This is a genomic window from Photobacterium chitinilyticum, from assembly GCF_004104355.1.
Classification (GTDB): Bacteria; Pseudomonadota; Gammaproteobacteria; order Enterobacterales; family Vibrionaceae; genus Photobacterium; species Photobacterium chitinilyticum.
On record NZ_RJLM01000001.1, the window covers coordinates 374,212 to 394,217 of the forward strand.

General features: G+C 48.1%; 19 protein-coding genes. 13 read left to right on the forward strand and 6 right to left on the reverse strand.

Annotated elements, in window-relative coordinates; translation table 11 throughout:
* Positions 1–12 precede the first annotated feature (12 nt).
* The 3 genes from EDI28_RS01695 to EDI28_RS01705 all read right to left on the reverse strand — a co-directional run bounded on the left by EDI28_RS01695 (position 13) and on the right by EDI28_RS01705 (position 2,980).
* Positions 13–786 carry an adenosylcobinamide-GDP ribazoletransferase gene (locus tag EDI28_RS01695; RefSeq protein WP_128782106.1) on the reverse strand — a complete coding sequence of 258 codons (774 nt, stop codon included), beginning with the start codon at positions 784–786 and terminating at the stop codon, positions 13–15.
* Positions 783–1,811, reverse strand: a complete 1,029-nt coding sequence (gene cobT, locus EDI28_RS01700; protein WP_128782107.1) for a nicotinate-nucleotide--dimethylbenzimidazole phosphoribosyltransferase — start codon at positions 1,809–1,811, stop codon at positions 783–785. The genes EDI28_RS01695 and cobT overlap by 4 nt, the downstream gene beginning before the upstream one ends.
* A 257-nt stretch (positions 1,812–2,068) precedes the next feature.
* On the reverse strand, positions 2,069–2,980 hold the full coding sequence (locus EDI28_RS01705; protein WP_164918457.1) for a D-alanine--D-alanine ligase: 912 nt from the start codon (positions 2,978–2,980) through the stop codon (positions 2,069–2,071).
* A gap of 122 nt (positions 2,981–3,102) precedes the next feature.
* On the opposite strand from EDI28_RS01705, the gene EDI28_RS01710 reads away from it, so the two are divergent.
* Positions 3,103–3,564: a low molecular weight protein-tyrosine-phosphatase gene (locus EDI28_RS01710; protein ID WP_128782949.1), complete on the forward strand. Its 462-nt coding sequence runs from the start codon at positions 3,103–3,105 to the stop codon at positions 3,562–3,564.
* An 88-nt stretch (positions 3,565–3,652) separates the two neighbouring features.
* Here EDI28_RS01710 and EDI28_RS01715 read toward each other — a convergent pair whose 3' ends face one another.
* Together EDI28_RS01715 and rne are read right to left on the reverse strand one after the other, a co-directional pair.
* Positions 3,653–5,209, reverse strand: coding sequence for a SulP family inorganic anion transporter (locus EDI28_RS01715; RefSeq protein ID WP_128782109.1), 1,557 nt, complete (start codon positions 5,207–5,209; stop codon positions 3,653–3,655).
* 258 nt (positions 5,210–5,467) lie between these two features.
* A complete protein-coding gene (gene rne / locus EDI28_RS01720) occupies positions 5,468–8,710 on the reverse strand; it encodes a ribonuclease E (protein WP_164918480.1) in 3,243 nt (1,080 codons plus the stop codon).
* A gap of 447 nt (positions 8,711–9,157) precedes the next feature.
* On the opposite strand from rne, the gene rluC reads away from it, so the two are divergent.
* Positions 9,158–10,102 carry a 23S rRNA pseudouridine(955/2504/2580) synthase RluC gene (rluC, locus tag EDI28_RS01725; protein WP_128782111.1) on the forward strand — a complete coding sequence of 315 codons (945 nt, stop codon included), beginning with the start codon at positions 9,158–9,160 and terminating at the stop codon, positions 10,100–10,102.
* Between the two features lie 112 nt (positions 10,103–10,214).
* On the opposite strand, the gene EDI28_RS01730 is transcribed toward rluC, so the two are convergent.
* A complete protein-coding gene (locus tag EDI28_RS01730; RefSeq protein WP_128782112.1) occupies positions 10,215–10,796 on the reverse strand; it encodes a Maf family protein in 582 nt (193 codons plus the stop codon).
* Positions 10,797–11,159: 363 nt separating this feature from the next.
* On the opposite strand from EDI28_RS01730, the gene yceD reads away from it, so the two are divergent.
* The 11 genes from yceD (at position 11,160) to tmk (ending at position 20,006) form a co-directional block, all read left to right on the forward strand.
* The gene (yceD, locus tag EDI28_RS01735) at positions 11,160–11,675 is read left to right on the forward strand and encodes a 23S rRNA accumulation protein YceD (RefSeq protein ID WP_128782113.1); all 516 of its coding nucleotides are present in this window, start codon (positions 11,160–11,162) and stop codon (positions 11,673–11,675) included.
* A gap of 23 nt (positions 11,676–11,698) precedes the next feature.
* The gene (rpmF, locus tag EDI28_RS01740; protein ID WP_006231206.1) at positions 11,699–11,869 is read left to right on the forward strand and encodes a 50S ribosomal protein L32; all 171 of its coding nucleotides are present in this window, start codon (positions 11,699–11,701) and stop codon (positions 11,867–11,869) included.
* Positions 11,870–11,878: 9 nt separating this feature from the next.
* Complete coding sequence (gene plsX, locus EDI28_RS01745) at positions 11,879–12,904, forward strand: phosphate acyltransferase PlsX (protein WP_128782114.1); 1,026 nt, start codon at positions 11,879–11,881, stop codon at positions 12,902–12,904.
* Positions 12,905–12,909: 5 nt separating this feature from the next.
* On the forward strand, positions 12,910–13,866 hold the full coding sequence (locus EDI28_RS01750; RefSeq protein WP_128782115.1) for a beta-ketoacyl-ACP synthase III: 957 nt from the start codon (positions 12,910–12,912) through the stop codon (positions 13,864–13,866).
* Positions 13,867–14,036: 170 nt separating this feature from the next.
* Positions 14,037–14,960 (forward strand): ACP S-malonyltransferase, encoded by a 924-nt coding sequence (gene fabD / locus EDI28_RS01755; RefSeq protein WP_128782116.1) that lies wholly within the window; start codon positions 14,037–14,039, stop codon positions 14,958–14,960.
* 56 nt (positions 14,961–15,016) lie between these two features.
* A complete protein-coding gene (fabG, locus tag EDI28_RS01760) occupies positions 15,017–15,751 on the forward strand; it encodes a 3-oxoacyl-ACP reductase FabG (RefSeq protein WP_128782117.1) in 735 nt (244 codons plus the stop codon).
* A 157-nt stretch (positions 15,752–15,908) separates the two neighbouring features.
* Positions 15,909–16,145, forward strand: a complete 237-nt coding sequence (acpP, locus tag EDI28_RS01765) for an acyl carrier protein (protein ID WP_128782118.1) — start codon at positions 15,909–15,911, stop codon at positions 16,143–16,145.
* An 86-nt stretch (positions 16,146–16,231) separates the two neighbouring features.
* Positions 16,232–17,467, forward strand: a complete 1,236-nt coding sequence (fabF, locus tag EDI28_RS01770; RefSeq protein ID WP_128782119.1) for a beta-ketoacyl-ACP synthase II — start codon at positions 16,232–16,234, stop codon at positions 17,465–17,467.
* A gap of 93 nt (positions 17,468–17,560) precedes the next feature.
* A complete protein-coding gene (pabC, locus tag EDI28_RS01775) occupies positions 17,561–18,370 on the forward strand; it encodes an aminodeoxychorismate lyase (protein ID WP_128782120.1) in 810 nt (269 codons plus the stop codon).
* Positions 18,364–19,377 (forward strand): endolytic transglycosylase MltG, encoded by a 1,014-nt coding sequence (gene mltG, locus EDI28_RS01780; RefSeq protein ID WP_128782121.1) that lies wholly within the window; start codon positions 18,364–18,366, stop codon positions 19,375–19,377. The genes pabC and mltG overlap by 7 nt, the downstream gene beginning before the upstream one ends.
* Entirely contained in the window at positions 19,377–20,006 is a 630-nt protein-coding gene (tmk, locus tag EDI28_RS01785; protein ID WP_128782122.1) for a dTMP kinase, read from the forward strand. The genes mltG and tmk overlap by 1 nt, the downstream gene beginning before the upstream one ends.

The following is a 20,006-nucleotide window of genomic DNA, read 5'->3' on the forward strand; positions in this document are numbered from 1 at the left end:
ATTTTTCTGAACCTAGAGTAATGCGAGTAGTGTTATATATCCCGCTAGTTCCGTGATTTGTTGTGTGGCACCCAGGCAATCACCCGTATAACCGCCGAGTTGCTGTTCAAACCATTTGCCGCATAGGAAGCGAGCGGCTGTGATGACCAGCGTTACTGCAAGCGCCACATTGATAGGCAGAAGAAATAATATAATCAATCCTGTCGCAATTAAAACCCACAAATCCTGTTGGCTTTGCTGATTTGCCAGCGGTTTCACCTTGCTATTTTGATCGGCCCTGACATACGGGTATGAAAAAATTAGGCTGGCGGCACAGATCCGGCTGAGCGAATGCATGACAACCAACATCAAGGCTGGTAGGAATGGTTCGGCTTCTGCAATAGCAGCCAGTGTGAGCCATTTCATACCAAGTGCCATTATGAGGGCGGCTGCACCATAGGTACCGAGCCGAGAATCTTTCATTATTTCCAGCTTTTGTTCCGGCTCCCAGCCACCGCCAAAACCATCGAATACGTCTGCCAGCCCATCCTCATGAAAAGCCCCGGTGACCAGCAGGCTGCTGATCATCGCCAAAGCAACAGCAATAGCAGGAGGGAATAGGGCCACAGCCAGTAAGTAGACGACGGCACTGACAATACCGACAATAATGCCAACCACACCGAAGTAACGGTTAGCCTGATTGAGCCGTTTGGCAGAGTAGGGTGTATCTGCCGGGATAGGGATTCGGGTGAAAAATGCCAGTGCGATCAGGAAAATTTGCCATTGCCGTTTCAGGCTTGTACTCACACCGTCACTCCCGCTTCGCTAAAGCTTGCCATCTCGTTATAAAACTCGCAGGCAGAACGGATCATCGGTAGTGCCAGTGCTGCTCCGGTACCCTCACCGAGGCGAAGGCCCAGATCAAGCAGTGGTTTGGCATTGAGGTGCTGCAGCATTCGTTGGTGGCCGGACTCTTCAGAGCAATGGCAATAGATGAAGTAGTGGTTTGCCTCGGGGTGCATCTCAGTGGCTAACATCGCTGCTGCTGTCGAGATAAAGCCGTCGACTAATACTGTCATTTTTAGCTCGGCGGCTTTAAGCATACCTCCGGTGATCTGGGCGATTTCAAATCCGCCGAGACAGGCAAGGATATTTAATGGGCTATCAAGCTGTGCTTGGTGTAAATCCAGCGCTTGGGTTATTAATGCCTGTTTTCGTTCTAGCTGCTCATCGGAAATTCCTGTACCACGGCCAACGCATTCATCGGCAGGAATACTCAATATGGCAGCCATAATAGCGGCAGCACTGCTGGTATTTCCTATCCCCATCTCTCCAAACCCAACTAGATTACAGCCTTGCTGGTGTAAATTAGCAACAATACTGCCCCCGAGCTCTAACCCTTGCTGGGCGATGGCAACTGACATCGCAGCCTGCTGACTGAAGTCTTCGGTACCGTTACCCTGACGCTGTTTTAGCAACTGGGGATGATCATCGGCTTCTAGCTTTGTCCCTGCATCAATGACTTTTAGCGCCATGCCATTAGTTCGACAGAAACAGTTGATTGCGGCGCCACCGGCAAGAAAGTTCATCACCATCTGGGTTGTAACCTCACTTGGCGCAATGCTCAGCCCATGCTGCGCAATACCGTGATCGCCAGCAAAAACGAGTAAATGTGGTTGGTTAACAGTGATGGTGTCCGTTTGCTGAATAAGGGCGAGTTGGGTTGCGATAACCTCAAGCTGACCGAGTGCTCCCAGGGGCTTGGTCTTGTCATCAATCTTATGCTGGATCTGCTCTAAGGTTGCGGTATTGGGTGAAGTGATGGTGAACATGGATGCCATTCTCCCTGTTTCTGGCAATAGGCGTTGACGCTGAACTTTGCGTTAGCCTGCAGTGCGACTTTGAGTGAGCTGAAATTCTGCGCTAGGTCAGAAACTAAGGCAATGGAAAAGCGATAAAATTTTTGAATTGAAGCCAATAACAGCTTTGAGGCGATATAACTATAAGCCTGTAAGTGGGATAACGCTCTGTTCGTGGGGTAACGATGAACGAAAGCGAGCAGGGATGACTCCCCGCTCAAACTAGTGTGTTAAGCACAACGAAGAATAGCTTCAACGGTATCATCGAAGTCGATACCTAGTTGTTCTGTTGCTAAAGGAAATACACTCCGTGTTGTCATTCCGGGTGCCGTATTGACTTCAATCGCGTAAAAGTAGCCATTTTCGTCAGCAATGATATCAACTCGTCCCCAGCCAGAGGCGTTGATCGCCCTGAACGCAGAGAGAGCCAAGGCACGGATAATCTCCTCCTGATCGGCGGATAGCTCAGCAGGACAATGGTACTGGGTGTCTGCGGCTTTGAACTTCGCTTCATGGCTGAAGAAGGAGTGGGAATGGGTGATTTCTACAGTTGGCAATACCTGCTGATCAAGGATCCCCACAGTGAACTCTCGCCCTGAAATATACTGCTCAATCAGTATTTTATCCTCATATATAAAAGCCTCTTCAATGAAGCTGTGCAGTTCTTCGATATTATGGGCTTTATTGATGCCAATGCTGCAACCTTGGGTGGCCGGTTTGACAACGAGAGGGAAGGAATAATCTTGGATATGCTCAAGTAGAGAATCCGGGTTGTAGCTTGATAGGTTTAGTTCAAAGAAGCGGGGAGTCGTAATTCCGGAGGCTTGCCAGACTTTTTTGGTCATGGCTTTGTCGATGCCAACAGCTGATGCCCTGTGATCACTTCCTGTATAAGGAATTTTTAGCAATTGCAGTGCAGCTTGCAGGGTTCCGTCTTCACCATCCCCCCCATGTAAAGCCAAAAAGGCTTTTTCGATTTTCAGACTTGGAAGCGATGTGATGTCGAAGCTGTGATCAACGTCGATGTCTATCACATCATAGCCTTTTCGCTTTAAGGCTTGAGAAACGGCCTTGCCAGACATTAGTGAGACGTTGCGCTCACTTGAAGAACCACCATATAAAACAGCGACTTTTTTTACCACGATGATGTTCTCTCTTAGGTAAGATGAAAGGTATAGTGTTTAAAGTGTCAAATTAAATGCAATTAGTAGCTAAGCAATCATACTTTTTATTGCTAGTAAGGATATTATCATTGGAAATTGATATGTCTAATAATACCTACAGAGTACTTGTGGTCTGCATGGGAAATATTTGCCGTTCTCCCTCTGCTGAAGCTGTTCTTCGTGCAAAAGCTGCTGAGAAGGGGATAAATTTAGAAGTTGATTCCGCAGGAACTATCGGTTACCACCAGGGAGAAAAGCCGGATTCCCGTGCCCAAGCAGCGGCTGAGGCGAGAGGTTATAGCTTCTTTGGTATCCGCGCTAGACAGGTGAGAGCCAGAGATTTTGAATATTTTGATCAGATATTGGTAGCAGATAGAGCAAATTTGCGAGATTTACAAGCCATTTGCCCAGCTGAATACCAGAATAAATTGGCTTTGTATCTTAGTTATTCTCCGTGCAGCATTAGCGAAATTCCAGATCCCTATTATGGTGGGTTGAATGGATTCGAGAATGTGCTGGATTTGATAGAAGAAGCGACAGAGTGCTTGTTGAAGAGGATCTAGGGCCTGTTTATGGTAACAAGATTATGAGCTACAGGTATAAAAACGCCCGCTACATTTGCGGGCGTCTTTTTAATGATAAAAGTACTGATTAACCTAAGGTATCAGTAGCAACCTTATAGGTTGGATCTTCCATCATGTTAACCTCAACCAAGTTGCCAGCTTTCTTTAGCAGAGAGCGGCACTCTGGGCTTAAATGGCGGATATGCAGGGTTTTCCCTTGGCTGGCATAACGCTCAGCGATGGTATCTATGGCTTCGATTGCCGAATGGTCGGAAACTCGCGAACCCGCAAAATCAATAATGACATCGCTAGGATCGTTTTTGGCATCGAATAGCTCAAGGAAGTGTGACGCTGAGCCGAAGAAAAGCGGGCCATTAACTGCGTATATCTTTGAACCAGCTTCGTTGGTGTGGCTTGCGGCATAGATGTGCTTTGCATGATCCCAGGCAAAAACAAGAGCCGAGTAAATCACACCAACAATCACAGCCAGCGCAAGGTCGGCCGCAACGGTGACGCAGGTTACCAAAATAATTGCGAAGAAGTCGTGCTTCGGTACTTTGCGCGCCATCTTAAAGCTTGCCCACTCAAAGGTACCGATGACTACCATAAACATGACACCAACCAGTGCTGCAAGCGGGATCATTTCGATTAGAGCTGAACCAAACAGAATGAATAGCAACAGACCAACAGCACCTGTAATACCGGATAAACGACCACGACCACCAGAGTTAATGTTGATCATTGACTGGCCGATCATGGCACAGCCACCCATCGCACCAAAAATAGAACAGGTGATGTTTGCGAGGCCCTGACCCACACACTCACGGTTACCCTGACCACGAGTGCCAGTCATTTCGTCAATGACAGTCAAAGTTAGTAGTGACTCAATCAGGCCAACAGCAGCAAGAACCAAGGAGTAAGGCAGAATGATCTGCAGCGTTTCCATATTGAAGCCGACTTCAGGAATCGCAAAAGTGGGTAGGCTACCTGCTAGAGTGGCATTTTCATCGCCGCTCATACTACGTACAAAGTCGACAACAGTGCGAGAGTCAAGATCCAAACCGTGAACCAGTGCGGTTACAGTGATAATGGCAACCAGCGAAGACGGAACGGCTGTCGTGACTTTTGGCAAGAAGTGGATAATGAACATGGTAAGAGCAACAAGGCCAAGCATGATGTAAAGCTGTGAGCCTTGCATCCATTGCATAACGCCTGCCGCATCCGGCACTTGGAACTGACCAAGCTGAGCGAGGAAAATAACAATCGCCAAACCATTTACAAAACCGATCATCACTGGATGGGGAACCATACGGATGAATTTACCTAACTTGAATACACCCGCAAAGATCTGCAGTACGCCTGCCAACATGATGGCCGCGAATAAGTATTGGATACCGTGCTCAGCAACAAGGCTTACCATCACAACAGCCATCGCGCCTGTCGCACCAGAGATCATACCCGGGCGGCCACCTAACACTGCGGTAACGAGGCCAACGATGAAGGCTGCGTACAAGCCTACCATTGGGTCGACACCAGCCACGAAGGCAAAGGCAACGGCTTCAGGGATCAGAGCCAGGGCAACGGTAAGCCCTGAAAGTACGTCATTTTTGACGGATTGACGTGAAAATTGTGGGAATTCAAACATTTTATTTAGTTTTGTTCCGGTTCGGTTATGTAAAGAGCGTAGGAAAGACGCGGATCCTACAGAAATATGTGATTTAGTTCAACTTTCAAGCGTGATCTGAGTACATAATTGTCATTAACTATAGGAAACTTTGATGTCAATAGGGTTAATTGTGAAAAACAGGCTTAAATTACAATTTCTGCTTGGGAATAGATTAGGCAAAAAAAAGCCATGCTATAAGCATGGCTTTTTGAGTAACTTAGCTGTGTTTATGACGGCTTAGTCCATTGAAGGCTTAGTCATTGGTGCTGATGCAACATTGGTTGCAGTTTGGCTACCAGCCTGGCGGGTTGCTATGTGCTCTTCACGTAAAGAGGCAATCGCAACAACAGTGCCGCTAGTCGCTTTTTCAGGTGCAGGTGCTTTAGCCATAGGTGCAACGGCATGACGACCGCGCGGAGAGGTTACTGTTACTGCTGCACTGTCCTCAGATGTTGTTTCGAGGTTCAATTCAGCTACAGGTTCTTCTGCAACAGCCGTTTCTACAGCAACTGGTGTTATAACGTCAGCCACTTCTGATGCACGTACTGGTTCTTCAGCTTTAACATCTTCCACTACAGGAGCTTCAATTACAGGCTCAGCCTGAATTTCAGCAATTGCAGGGCTTTCCGTGGTCACTTCTTCAGTTACAGCCTCTTTCGCTGTTTCTTCTGAAACAATCTCAACATCAGCAGGCGTGCGTAACGGGAAGGTTTTACCCATTGCAAGCTCAGGCATTGCAACGCCACCTAGTACCGCTGCTTCAGCTTTCACTTCGCTAACTGGTTGCTCTGTAGCTTCAGTTTGTGGAACGACGGCTTCAACCGCTGGTTTAGGAGCTGGTGCCCATACCTTGCCCATCGCCATTTCTGGTGATGCAACACCTGATGTTGGTCGGCTAGCTTTTGGCTTCTCAACTACAGATACCACATTTTCCATATCATTCAGCGTATCAGTTGCTTCTTCAACGGCGTGGCCGACAGCTTCTGTTACTGCAGTATCGACGTTTTCTGCTTTCTCTGGGCGAGTATCGCGAATACGACGACGACGCTGACCGCTTGCGCGCAGGTGGCGTGGCGAACGACGGTTACGGCGCTGGCCGCTTTCCTGCTCGTTGTTTTGCTCTGCCTGTGTCTGCTCTTCAGCCTGAGGTTCTTGAGCGAACGCTTCTTTGGCTACAGCAGTACCAAGCTCTTGCAGAGGGGAGGCAGCTTTATTCTCTTCAGCAACAGGCTCTGCTTGCTGGTCTTGAATTGGTGCTGCTTCCTTTTCATCGCCGATACGGATCTTTTTACGTAGCTGGCGGCGTTGGCGACGCTGTTTTATTTTCGTTGCCTTTTCCTGCTCTTGCTCACGCTTCTCTTCCGTTACGGGTTTATCAGCTTTGTTTGGCTGCTCTTCCTGACGACGTTGCTTCTGTGCCTGAATTTCTTCACGGCGAGACTGGCGTTTCTGCTCTTTTGCTTCTTCGTCACGTTGAGGACGTTGCGGCTTAGCTGTTTTATCTAGCTGTTGCTGCTGGCGATCTTGCTTCGGTTTTTCGTTACGACGGCGCTGTTGACGCTGTTCACCATCACGGCTATCACGATCAGTGTCCTGGCGTTTACGGCCTTGGCGAGCTCCGTCTTTACCACGGCGCTTGTCTTGGCGATCACCCCTGCGGTTATCTTGGCGTTCTCCACGGCGATTGTCACGGCGGTTACGATTACCCTGGGATTCTTTAGGCTGCTGCTCTGTTTTTGTTTCTGCTTCTGGTGAGCCAGAGAACAGATTTGCAAGGGCAGAGAAAATACGGTTGAAGAAGTTAGGTTTTTCTTCTTCTTTCTTCGCTGTGATCTCTTTCTTCGCTGGAGCTATTTTCTTCGCGGCAGCTGGCTCTGTTGGTGCTGCAAAGCCCTGTAAAACAGGTTCTTCACGTTTCTTCACAACACGATCTTGTTGAGGAGCTTCAGCGGCTTCTGCCTCTTTTAGCGCTTCAAGCGTGCGTGGAAGATGGTAAGACAAGGTATCTGGCTCGTCACCGCTACGGACACGAAGCACTTCAAAGTGTGGTGTATCCATTTCTGCATTCGGTACGATAATAACGCGTACATCATGAGATTTTTCGATGTGTTGTACTGAACGGCGTTTTTCGTTTAGCAGGTAGGAAGCAATCGCCACTGGAACAATAGCCAGAACCTGAGACGTATTGTCTTTCAGCGATTCTTCTTCAATTAGACGAAGAATAGACAGTGATAGTGATTCGCTATCACGGATCACACCGGTACCAGTACAGCGAGGGCACACATGATGGCTCGCTTCAGCCAGAGACGGACTTAGGCGCTGGCGAGACATTTCAAGTAGACCGAAACGTGAAATGCGACCGATCTGAACACGGGCACGATCCATACGGACAGCTTCACGAAGGCGATTTTCAACTTCACGTTGATGGCGTACAGGCGTCATATCGATAAAGTCGATAACAACCAAGCCACCGAGATCACGAAGACGCAACTGGCGAGCAATTTCATCCGCCGCTTCAAGGTTGGTTTGAAGTGCGGTTTCTTCGATGTCGCCGCCTTTTGTTGCACGGGCGGAGTTGATATCAATCGAGGTCAATGCTTCTGTTGGGTCAATGACAATTGAGCCGCCAGAAGGCAGGCGAACTTCACGCTGGAACGCAGATTCAATCTGGTTCTCAATCTGGTAATGATTGAACAGCGGTGTTTCGCTGTGTTCGTAAAGTTTTACGCGAGACAGGAAGTCTGGACGAACCTGCTGGATATGGTCACGTGCGCGGTTAAAAATCTTCGGGCTGTCGATGACGATCTCACCGATATCTCGGCGCAGGTAGTCACGGATAGCACGTGCGATAACATTACTTTCCTGATGGATTAGGAAAGGTGCCGGTGCCGAATCAGCCGCATTTTTCACTCGCTCCCAGTGATTGAGCAAGTAGTTTAAATCGTATTCCAGATCTTCCGCTGACTTGCCAACACCTGCAGTACGTACAATCAAGCCCATACCCTGTGGCAGTTCAAGCGTGCTTAATGCCGCTTTTAGCTGGGTACGTTCTTCACCTTCGATACGGCGAGAAATACCACCGGCACGAGGGTTGTTAGGCATCAATACTAAGTAACTACCGGCAACCGAGATAAAGGTTGTCAGTGCTGCACCTTTGTTACCTCGTTCTTCTTTGTCGACCTGAACGATGACTTCCTGACCTTCCTTAAGCACTTCCTTAATGTTCGGGCGGCCTTGGTAACTATAGTCGGCAGGAAAGTAATCCTTGGCAACTTCTTTGAGAGGAAGAAAACCGTGTCGCTCTGATCCATAGTCAACGAACGCTGCTTCCAGGCTTGGTTCGATACGGGTGATGCGACCTTTGTAGATATTAGCTTTTTTAGATTCGTGGCCAGGGCTTTCGATATCGAGATCAAATAGCTTCTGCCCATCAACTAATGCGACGCGCAACTCTTCCTTTTGAGTTGCGTTAATCAACATTCTTTTCATTATATTGTACTCGTTTTTGTCGTTGTGCTAGCGACTCGATTAGTGAGTTCGTATTGGTGGCGCCTGACTCCAAGTCTGATTTACAAATGCAGCCTCACGGCTGGAATTCAGGAGTGCTATCTGGCAACACGTATTGTCCAACAGTATCAAGATGATTAGATCAGAAAATATACAGCTGGCATCACCGTTTCACGCGGCGGTATCTGTCACACCAATAAAAAATCTATAATCGAGCATGCTAAAAAACACTCCGGAGATTATAACGTCTTACGCCATTTGCTGCGCTTCTCGCCAGAGCTGTATGAATAATAGTCTGTTAGGTGATATTCTGTTCACCGTGTTACAAAAGTAGGCACTTTCTCCTACTCCTGCACGCAATGATAGCAGGGTGACTTTTTTGCGGCAATCTGCTTTGTATGCGTGATACAATCAAAACCTATGAAAGATGATAAACCAAAAGTGCAATTCATCGAGATTACAGATGACTTTGCAGGCCAGCGGATCGATAATTTTCTCCGAGCTCGGCTTAAAAACGTTCCAAAGAGTATGATTTACCGTATTTTGCGCAAGGGTGAGGTCCGAGTAAACAAAAAACGTATAAAACCTGAATATAAATTGCAGGATGGTGACCTGGTGAGGGTGCCGCCGGTTAAATTGCCGGAAAAAGCAGATCAGGCTCCGGTCAGTACCAAACTGAACAAGGTTGCCGAGCTGGAATCGTGCATTATCTACGAAGATGACCAGATGCTGATTTTGAACAAGCCATCAGGAACGGCAGTTCATGGTGGTAGTGGTTTGAAGTTCGGGGCTATTGAAGCGTTGCGCGCGTTGCGTCCGGATGCGCGTTTCCTCGAGCTGGTTCATCGAATTGACCGTGATACCTCGGGGATCCTCCTTGTGGCGAAGAAGCGTTCTGCGTTGCGCCAGCTTCAGGAGCAGTTCCGCAATAAGACGGTGCAGAAATATTATTTTGCTTTGGTTATGGGGGAGTGGAAAGCCAGCTGTAAGAAAGTGACCGCTCCATTGCTCAAGAATGAAGTGAACAGTATTGTACGAGTTAATCCAAATGGTAAGGCATCGGACACACGTTTCAAGGTGATAGAGCGTCTGGAGCAGGCAACTTTGATTCAGGCCAGCCCTGTGACGGGACGTACCCACCAGATCAGGGTTCACTGCCAGTATGCAGGCCACCCGATTGCCTGGGATGACCGCTACGGTGATCCTCGCTTCGATGCTTACACAAAAAAATCGGGCCTCAGCCGTCTTTTCCTGCATGCGGCGAACATTAAGTTCAAGCACCCTAAGACGGAAGAGATGATGGACATCAATGCACCGATGGAGCAGATACTGACGAGAGCCATTGAACAGCTAAGGAAAAAATAATCGCGCGTGATGTTGTTTGTTACGTGCTGTTGGTAATGGGCTGTTGTATTCACCGAGGCGAGAGGCTGATTTTAGCTTCTCGCCTTTTTATCGGGAATATTCCCTTGTTCGTTTACAGAATAGCGACCCCTTGTTTGGCGAGCATCTCATGCAGGGCAATCAGGGGCAGACCAACCAGAGTATTGGGATCTCGCCCATCAAGTCTGTCGAACAGGGCAATGCCAAGCCCTTCACTTTTGAAGCTACCGGCACAGTTTAATGGGTTTTCTCGTTTGATATAGTGCCGAATTTCCTGTTCGGTCAGTGTTTTGAAATGAACATGGAAGGGCTCGCAGATCACCTCACTGTCGTCGGTTTTTGCATTGTGCAGACAAAGGCCTGTATAAAAGGTGACAACCTGGCCGCTGGCAGCCTGTAGTTGAAGGAAAGCATTTTCGACAGTATGGGGCTTGCCGATGATGCGGTTGTTAATTACGCACACTTGGTCTGAGCCTATAATTAGGTGTTCGGGATGATCATGTGCACAGGCTCTTGCCTTGGCTTCGGCTAATCGTGTGACCAGCTGCTCGGCAGTTTCATTGGGGAGCGTTGCTTCGTCTGTTTCCGGATTGGCTGTCTCGAAAGGGTACTGCAGTTTCTCAAGCAAGGCCTTTCTAAAGGGAGAGGTAGAGGCTAGGAGCAAAGGTTGAGTCATAGTTGTACCAAGGTTATCTAGGGTTATGTTAATCTAGCGGCCAAACTTTCATGAGGCCACGTTTGATAATTACTCTGACTAATGTAAGAAAAGCAGTTTGTAATTTCAAACTCACACCATACTGAAGGTGTGTCTACTAATGAACAAGCATGTTCGTAATTTAGTCATCTTTTGTGTGTTATTTGACCGCTCATAAGGCTGGTGTCAACTTGTTGTGAGTCAGGCAGATAACAGACAAAAAGGTGGAAATGTCCCCAATTGGCGAAGTGCGCTTTATTGGAAGCAAGTGAATTGGCTGAATGCTGTTAATTCGCGCACATTTCCTTTGACTCAAACAAATTAGAAGGCTAATATTCGCGCCCTATGCAAAAGGTAAAATTGCCGCTAACGGTTGATCCGGTTCGCGCAGCTCAAAAAAAACTCGATTATGATGGCATCATCAAAGCCGAATTACTTGAGCGACTGGCCGAATCAACACAGAGCGTAACACGTGATGCAAACGTCACCTTATCATTTGACTTTGACCAACGTCACCTTGCATTTATGCGCGGTAGTGCAGATGTTGAAGTGATGTTGACCTGTCAGCGATGCCAGGAAGGGTTCAATCACACTTATAGTGTTGAATTCTGTTACAGTCCGCTCCTCAAACCAGAGGAAGTTGATGAGTTTCCGGAAGCTTATGAGCCGGCAGACGTCGACGAAAACGGAGAGATCAATCTGATTCAAATCGTCGAAGACGAATTGATTTTGGAACTGCCTCAAATTGCCATGCATGAAGACGCTGAGTGTAAAGCCAGTGGACGAAACATGACGTTTGGTGAGATCCCCGTTGCTGATGAGCGTCCGAATCCGTTTGCAGTATTGAAGAAAACTAAGTAAGTAATTTAACAGGAGTAGGGTTAATGGCCGTACAAAAGAGCAAAAAATCACGTGCAGCACGTGGCATGCGTCGTTCTCATGATGCACTAACAACTGCAGCTGTATCTGTAGATTCTGCAAGTGGTGAAACTCACCTACGTCACCACGTAACAGCTGACGGTTTCTACCGTGGCCGCAAGGTTATCAACAAATAAGGTTGAACCTTGAGTGGTCTAGCCGTTGCACTCGATGCAATGGGTGGGGATTTCGGTCCCCAAGTAATAGTGCCTGCCTCCGTGCAGGCATTGTTACAATACCCAGAGCTCAAAGTTATTCTTTATGGTGATCAAAGTGCGATCACATCTCAACTGTCTCTTCTAAATCAGCTCCAACACCCTCGAATTCGTATTGTTCACTGTGAACATGTCATCGCCAATGATACCCGTCCGTCTCAGGCCCTGCGCCGAAGTCAGGGAACATCGATGCGTATGGCGCTAGATGCCGTCTCTGAAGGGAAGGCTGATGCCTGTATCAGTGCCGGAAATACCGGAGCTCTGATGGCCCTGTCTCGCTATATCTTGAAGCAGCTGCCTGGTGTCGACCGGCCTGCGTTGGTTACCGCGATCCCGACGAAAACAGAGAATAAGACTTGGCTGCTGGATTTGGGCGCAAATGTGTCATGCGATGCCGATACCTTGTTCCAGTTTGCGGTGATGGGCGCCGTTCTGGCCGAACAGAATACTGCCGCTTCTCCAAGAGTGGCTTTACTTAATATCGGCGAGGAAGAGATAAAAGGTAATGATTTAGTCAAACGTTGCGCTGAAATGTTGGCAAACTCACCCGATATAGAGTACATCGGCTATCTTGAAGGTAACGAACTGTATAGCGGTCGAGCCGATGTCATTGTATGTGACGGATTTGTCGGCAACGTGAGTCTAAAGACCAGCGAAGGGGTCGCTAATTTATTCATAGACAGCATCAAAAGTGCAATATCCAGTAATCCACTTAAGCGTTTAGTTGCCAAGTGGTTGTTTAATGACCTGTTCATTAGTCTTAAACAGTTGAACCCCGACCAGTACAATGGTGCAAGTCTGTTAGGATTGCGCGGTATTGTGGTCAAAAGCCATGGAAGTGCTGATGTTGCCGCTTTCTCAAATGCAATTGGTGAAGCGGTGCACGAGGTCAAACGGCAAATACCGACAAGAATCAGTGACCGTTTGGAAGAAGTCTTACTCGAGAGGCATTATTAGTCTTCATGTATAGCAAAATTTTAGGTACTGGCAGCTATCTGCCAGCACAGGTACGTTCTAACGCCGACTTAGAACAGACGGTTGATACCACAGACGAATGGATCGTAGCTCGTACCGGTATTCGCGAACGTCGAATTGCATCTGCAGATGAAACTGTAGCTGTAATGGGATATCAAGCTTCTTTAAACGCTATCGAAATGGCGGGCATTGATAAAGATGACATTGATCTCATTATCGTAGCGACTACCAGTGCGAGTCACTCTTTTCCGTCTGCGGCTTGCCAGGTTCAGGGCATGCTGGACATAAAGGGCTGCCCGGCGTTTGATATCGCAGCAGCATGTTCAGGCTTTGTTTATGCCCTGAGTATCGCTGATCAGCATATCAAGACAGGTATGGCCAAGAACATCTTGGTAATTGGCTCTGATGCACTATCACATAAATGTGATCCGGATGATCGTTCGACGATTATTCTGTTTGGTGACGGCGCCGGTGCGGTTGTCGTTGGCGCAAGCGAAGAGCAGGGCATTATTTCGACCCACCTGCATGCTGATGGCCATTTTGGCGGTCTGCTAAGTCTTGGCATTCCCGAACACGGTCAGGATTTTAGTGAGGACAAGTGGTTGTATATGGCTGGTAACGAAGTGTTTAAAGTAGCGGTAACGCAGCTGTCAAACCTTGTTAAAGATACGTTGTCTGCCAACAACATGGATAAGTCTGAGCTTGATTGGTTGGTACCGCACCAAGCTAACCTGCGTATTATCTCGGCAACAGCGAAGAAACTGTCGATGTCGATGGATCAAGTGGTTGTTACCCTTGATCGTCACGGCAACACTTCTGCTGCAACGGTTCCAACGGCGCTAGACGAAGCCGTTCGTGACGGTCGCATCCAACGAGGTCAAACCTTGTTGCTGGAAGCCTTTGGTGGCGGTTTCACCTGGGGCTCTGCATTGGTGAAGTTCTAATTCGGTTCTCAGGATTAGAAAAAGCAGCTTGCAGTTTTTAAATTACTAGGTAGCTATTCGCTTTCTGCTACACCGCCGTATTTTGGCTTATTGTTTAGCAGCATGTTTTGTTAAAGCGAATAGCTCGTCAATATATTGATTAATCAGAAATAACGAATAAGGATTCTCGAATGCCTAAGTTCGCGATTGTATTCCCAGGTCAGGGCTCTCAAGCCGTAGGTATGCTAGCAGAGTTAGCGGAGCAGTTTGATGTTGTGAAGCAGACTTTTGCTGAAGCATCTGATGCGCTTGGTTATGACCTATGGGCACTTGTTCAGGATGGTCCTGCCGATGCTCTAAACCAGACTCACCGTACCCAGCCTGCGTTGCTAACAGCTTCTGTTGCAATCTGGCGAGTATGGCAACAACAGGGTGGCGAACAGCCAACTGTTCTGGCAGGCCATAGCTTGGGTGAGTACTCAGCGTTGGTTTGTGCCGGTGTGATTGACTTTAAAGCAGCGGTGAAGCTAGTTGAGCTTCGCGGTCAGCTAATGCAAGAAGCCGTACCAGCGGGTGTTGGTGCGATGTCTGCGATCATCGGTCTAGACAATGATGCGATTGCAAAAGCCTGCGAAGAGGCTGCAGAAGGTCAGGTTGTTTCTCCTGTGAACTTCAATTCGCCAGGTCAAGTTGTTATTGCAGGTAATAAAGAAGCAGTAGAGCGCGCCAATGTGTTATGTAAAGAAGCAGGTGCGAAGCGTGCGCTTCCTCTTCCGGTTTCTGTACCATCTCACTGTGAGCTTATGAAGCCAGCCGCTGATAAGCTAGCAGTAGCGCTAGAAAGCATCGAATTTAGTACGCCTACAGTTCCTGTGATCAACAATGCCGACGTTGCGACGGAAACCACTCCTGCTGCAATCAAGCAAGCTTTGGTTAAGCAGCTATATGGTCCTGTTCGTTGGACAGAATCTGTTGAACGCATGGCTGAAGAAGGTATCGAGAAGCTACTAGAAATGGGACCGGGCAAAGTATTGACCGGTCTGACAAAACGTATTAATCGCGCACTTGGTAGTGCTGCAGTGAATGATCCAGCGAGTCTGGACGCTGCCAAGTAAGGTTGTAGCCTGCTTCTGGGGGCAGGCTGCATGCTATTTATAGAAGAGGAATGACAATGAGCCTGCAAGGTAAAATTGCTCTGGTAACAGGTGCGAGCCGTGGTATCGGCCGTGCTATCGCTGAAATTTTGGTTGAACGTGGTGCTACGGTTATTGGTACTGCAACATCTGAAAACGGTGCAGAAGCCATCAGTGCATACTTAGGTGACAACGGCAAGGGCCTGGCGCTGAACGTAACGTCCCCTGAGTCAATCGAAGCGGTACTGAAAGAAATCAAAGCACAGTACGGTGACATTGATATCTTGGTTAACAACGCGGGTATCACTCGTGATAACTTGCTGATGCGTATGAAAGATGACGAGTGGCAAGACATCATGGATACTAACCTGACGTCTATCTTCCGCCTGTCTAAAGCTGTTTTGCGTGCCATGATGAAAAAGCGTCATGGTCGTATTATCAGTATTGGCTCTGTAGTCGGTACAATGGGTAATGCAGGTCAGACAAACTATGCAGCAGCGAAAGCCGGCTTGATTGGATTTACCAAGTCGATGGCACGTGAAGTTGCTTCGCGCGGGATTACAGTAAACGCCGTTGCTCCGGGTTTTATTGAAACAGATATGACCAAAGCACTGAACGATGAGCAGCGTGCTGCTACACTAGCAGGTGTTCCTGCCGGTCGTTTGGGTGATCCGCGTGAAATTGCGGCAGCAGTCGCATTTTTGGCATCGGAAGATGCAGGTTATGTAACCGGCGAAACACTACATGTTAACGGCGGCATGTACATGATTTAACCAAAAAAGTTGCATTAGTTGATGATGCAGGTCAAACTCGTCTTGTTTTCAATGAAAATCGTGGTTTGACCAGCGTGTTGAGTATTGCAACTTTTGCAGTAATGAATAAACTACAGCAAATCGCATTAGCGAATTCTTGTTTTAAGGAAATAGATTAATGAGCAACATCGAAGATCGCGTAAAAAAAATCATTATTGAGCAACTGGGTGTAGACGAAGCTGAAGTTAAGAACGAAGCTTCTTTCGTTGACGATCTAGGTGCAGATTCTTTAGATACTGTTGAACTAGTAATGGCTCTTGAAGAAGAATTCGATACTGAGATTCCAGACGAAGAAGCTGAAAAAATTACTACAGTTCAAGCTGCTATCGACTACGTTGTTGGCGCATCTGAGTAATTAAAGAACTCCCTCCAGGCGGTCACCATGACCGCCTGATTTTATATCGAAATCTGTTTTATCCTCAATTCCCGGAGAAATTAATCGTGTCAAAACGTCGCGTAGTTGTTACTGGCATGGGTATGCTGTCACCGGTTGGCAATTCTGTTGAATCTTCATGGAAAGCCCTACTGGCCGGCACTAGCGGTATTAGCACTATCGAGCATTTTGATGCTAGCGCATTTGCTACTCGTTTTGCTGGTCTGGTCAAAGACTTCAACTGTGAAGATTACATGACCAAAAAAGATGCCCGCAAAATGGACTTGTTCATTCAATACGGTATTGCAGCAGGTGTACAGGCGTTAAAAGACTCTGGTTTTGAAGTAACTGAAGAAAACGCCCCACGTATTGGTGTGGCTATCGGTTCTGGTATTGGTGGTCTAGGTCTCATTGAGGCTAACCATAAATCTCTGATGGAAAAAGGTCCGCGCAAAATTAGCCCGTTCTTTGTTCCGTCAACGATTGTAAATATGATCGCCGGCCACATGTCTATCATGCACGGTCTTCGTGGTCCGAACATCGCTATTTCTACGGCATGTACAACTGGCCTTCACAATATTGGCCATGCTGCGCGTATGATTGCTTACGGCGATGCAGATGCAATGCTAGCTGGTGGTGCAGAAAAAGCATCGACGCTAGGTATGGGTGGTTTCGCCGCAGCGAAAGCACTGTCAACCCGAAATGATGATCCTCAAGCAGCCTCTCGTCCGTGGGATAAAGACCGCGACGGTTTTGTACTGGGTGACGGTGCCGGCATGATGGTGCTTGAAGAATACGAACATGCGAAAGCGCGTGGTGCAAAAATTTACGCTGAGCTTGTTGGTTTTGGTATGAGTGGTGATGCTTTCCACATGACATCACCAAGTGCAGATGGTTCTGGTGGTGCGCTGGCGATGGAAGCGGCAATCCGCGATGCTGGTATCAACGCAGAAGATATTGGCTATATAAACGCGCACGGTACATCGACTCCAGCAGGTGATGTGGCTGAAACTCTAGGCATCAAGCGTGCTATGGGTTCGGCGGCAGATAAAGTGATGGTTTCGTCTACTAAATCTATGACTGGTCACCTACTGGGTGCTGCGGGTTCTGTCGAGTCCATCATTACAGCAATGACACTGGTTGATCAGGTTGTTCCACCAACAATCAACCTAGACAATCCGGATGAGGGTTGTGACCTGGATTATGTTCCAGGCGAGGCTCGTCAGGCTAAATTTGAGTACGCTTTGTGTAACTCGTTTGGTTTCGGCGGCACCAACGGTTCGTTGCTATTTAAGAAAATCTAACGATAACCTGTTATCATTGAGCGGCCTGGTGTTTTGCACCGGGCCGTTTTTTTTGGTTACTCTTTTGTTATTTGGGACTGGGTTGATATCGGAATGATACTGGTAAACGGCATAGAGCAGAGTAACGTTGCCGTTACTGACCGGGCTATGCAATATGGTGATGGCTGTTTTACGACCATCCTTGTTGAGCATGGCAAGCCGAGGTTATGGCCTCTGCATTTGCAGCGATTACAGAACAATGTGGCGGCATTTCATATCACGGATCCGGACTGGGCGCAGGTAACCGAAACGGTTCACCTTTTGGCTGCCAAATACCCGGACCACGGTGGTGTGAAGGTGCTGATTAGCCGTGGCTCGGGAGGGCGTGGATATAGCTCTGTAGGGTGTACGACTACTCAGGTGGTGATCTCCGATTTTGCTTGGCCTGCTCATTATACGGCATGGCAGCAGCAGGGGATTGCCTTGGGTGTCTGTCAGCAACGATTGGCTCTTTCACCCATGTTGGCGGGTTTCAAGCATCTCAACCGTCTCGAGCAGGTGTTACTGAAGCAGGAAACTGAGCAAGCCGGCTGGTTGGATGCTGTTGCGCTTGACGTCAACGGTGATGTAGTAGAAGCAACGGCCTCGAATATTTTCTGGCGCAGGGGCCAGACGCTCTATACGCCTGAGTTAGATATGTCAGGTGTCCATGGGGTGATGCGTGCCCATGTGATCACACTGGCAGCGGATTGCGGCTATTGTATAGAGTTTGTCAAAAAGCCACTTGATGTATTGCTTTGTGCCGATGAAGTCTTTATTACTAATGCCCTGATGGCGTTGGTGCCAGTTACAGAAATAAACGGAACTCGATTTGCAGCGCACACAGCGCTGAAAGTGTTAAACAAGAGGTTGTACACGTGTTAAAGAAGTTGGTAATAGCAGTTGTTTTGATGGGAATGATTGCTGCCGGTGGGCTTGGATGGGCATATCAGCAGGTGAAGGGGTCGCTCCAGCAACCGGTTACTCATGATACTGAAATATTTATTACGGTAAATCCGGGCACCAGTTTTCGTGGCTTGCTGAATCAACTTGTCGGCAAGCAAATTGTACCGGCTTCTAAATGGACCCGTTGGATCTATCGTATCGAACCTGAACTAACACGTATTAAGACAGGTACCTATCAAATTCCGAATAGCGGCACGCTTCATGATGTGCTGGCTCTGATTGCTTCAGGAAAGGAACATCAATTTGCGATTACCCTTGTTGAAGGCGACAGATTTAGTGATTGGCTAGCGCAGCTTAGTACGGCACCCGAGGTGATCCATCAGACAGCAGGCATGTCCGAGGGCGAGATAGCCGAGGCAATCGGTGCGGATATCGCCAAACTGGAAGGTTATTTGCTGCCGGAGACCTACCACTATACGTCGGGTACCACCGACCTTGAGTTACTTAAGCGTGCATATCGTCAGATGACGAGCTTGCTGGATGAGGCTTGGGAGATTCGTGATTCGAATATCCCCTTGAAGACACCTTATGAAGCCTTGATCATGGCTTCGATCATCGAAAAGGAAACGGCGGTTGATGATGAGCGTACTGTAGTATCGTCAGTATTTATGAACCGTCTCAATAAAAGGATGCGGCTTCAGACGGATCCTACCGTTATTTATGGCATGGGTGACAAATATAAAGGTAACATCCGTAAGCGTGATTTACGCACCCCTACACCGTATAACACCTATACCATCTTCGGCTTGCCGCCGACGCCGATAGCAATGCCAAGCAAGGCGTCGGTTCTTGCTGCAGTCAAGCCTGAAGACAGCAATTACTATTATTTCGTTGCCGACGGCAAGGGCGGCCACAAGTTTTCGAAAACGCTAAGCGAGCATAATCGTGCTGTGCGTGCCTACCTAAGAACATTAAAGAAAAAATAATGACTGGAAAATTTATTGTAATTGAAGGCCTTGAAGGGGCCGGCAAAAGTACGGCAATCAACCAAGTTGCTGCGGTATTGTCAGCGCACGGGATTGAATCGCCGGAGCTAACGCGAGAGCCTGGCGGTACTCCGCTTGCCGAGCAGATGCGGGCGTTGGTTAAGGAAGGCCACCCAGATGAGCCTTTGACCGATATGGCTGAGCTATTGCTGCTTTATGCTGCACGTATCCAACTGGTCGACAATGTGATAAAGCCAGCCTTAGCCCAAGGTCGCTGGGTGGTTGGTGACCGTCACGATATGTCATCGCAGGCCTATCAGGGAGGAGGCCGTGGCTTCGATATCGCTTTGATGGAAAATCTGCGCAATACCGTCCTCGGCGATTTCCGTCCAGATTTTACTATTTATATGGATATCGATCCGGTTCTAGGTCTTGAACGTGCCCGCGGGCGAGGCGAGCTTGACCGTATTGAGCAGATGAATATTGATTTCTTCCATCGTGCCCGTGCTCGTTTCCTCGAGTTGTCAGAGAATGATCCTCGCGTCGCCATCATTGATGCGAGCCAGTCGTTGGAAGCCGTTACGGCAGATATTTCCCTGGCGTTGACGACTTGGCTGGAGCAACAATAG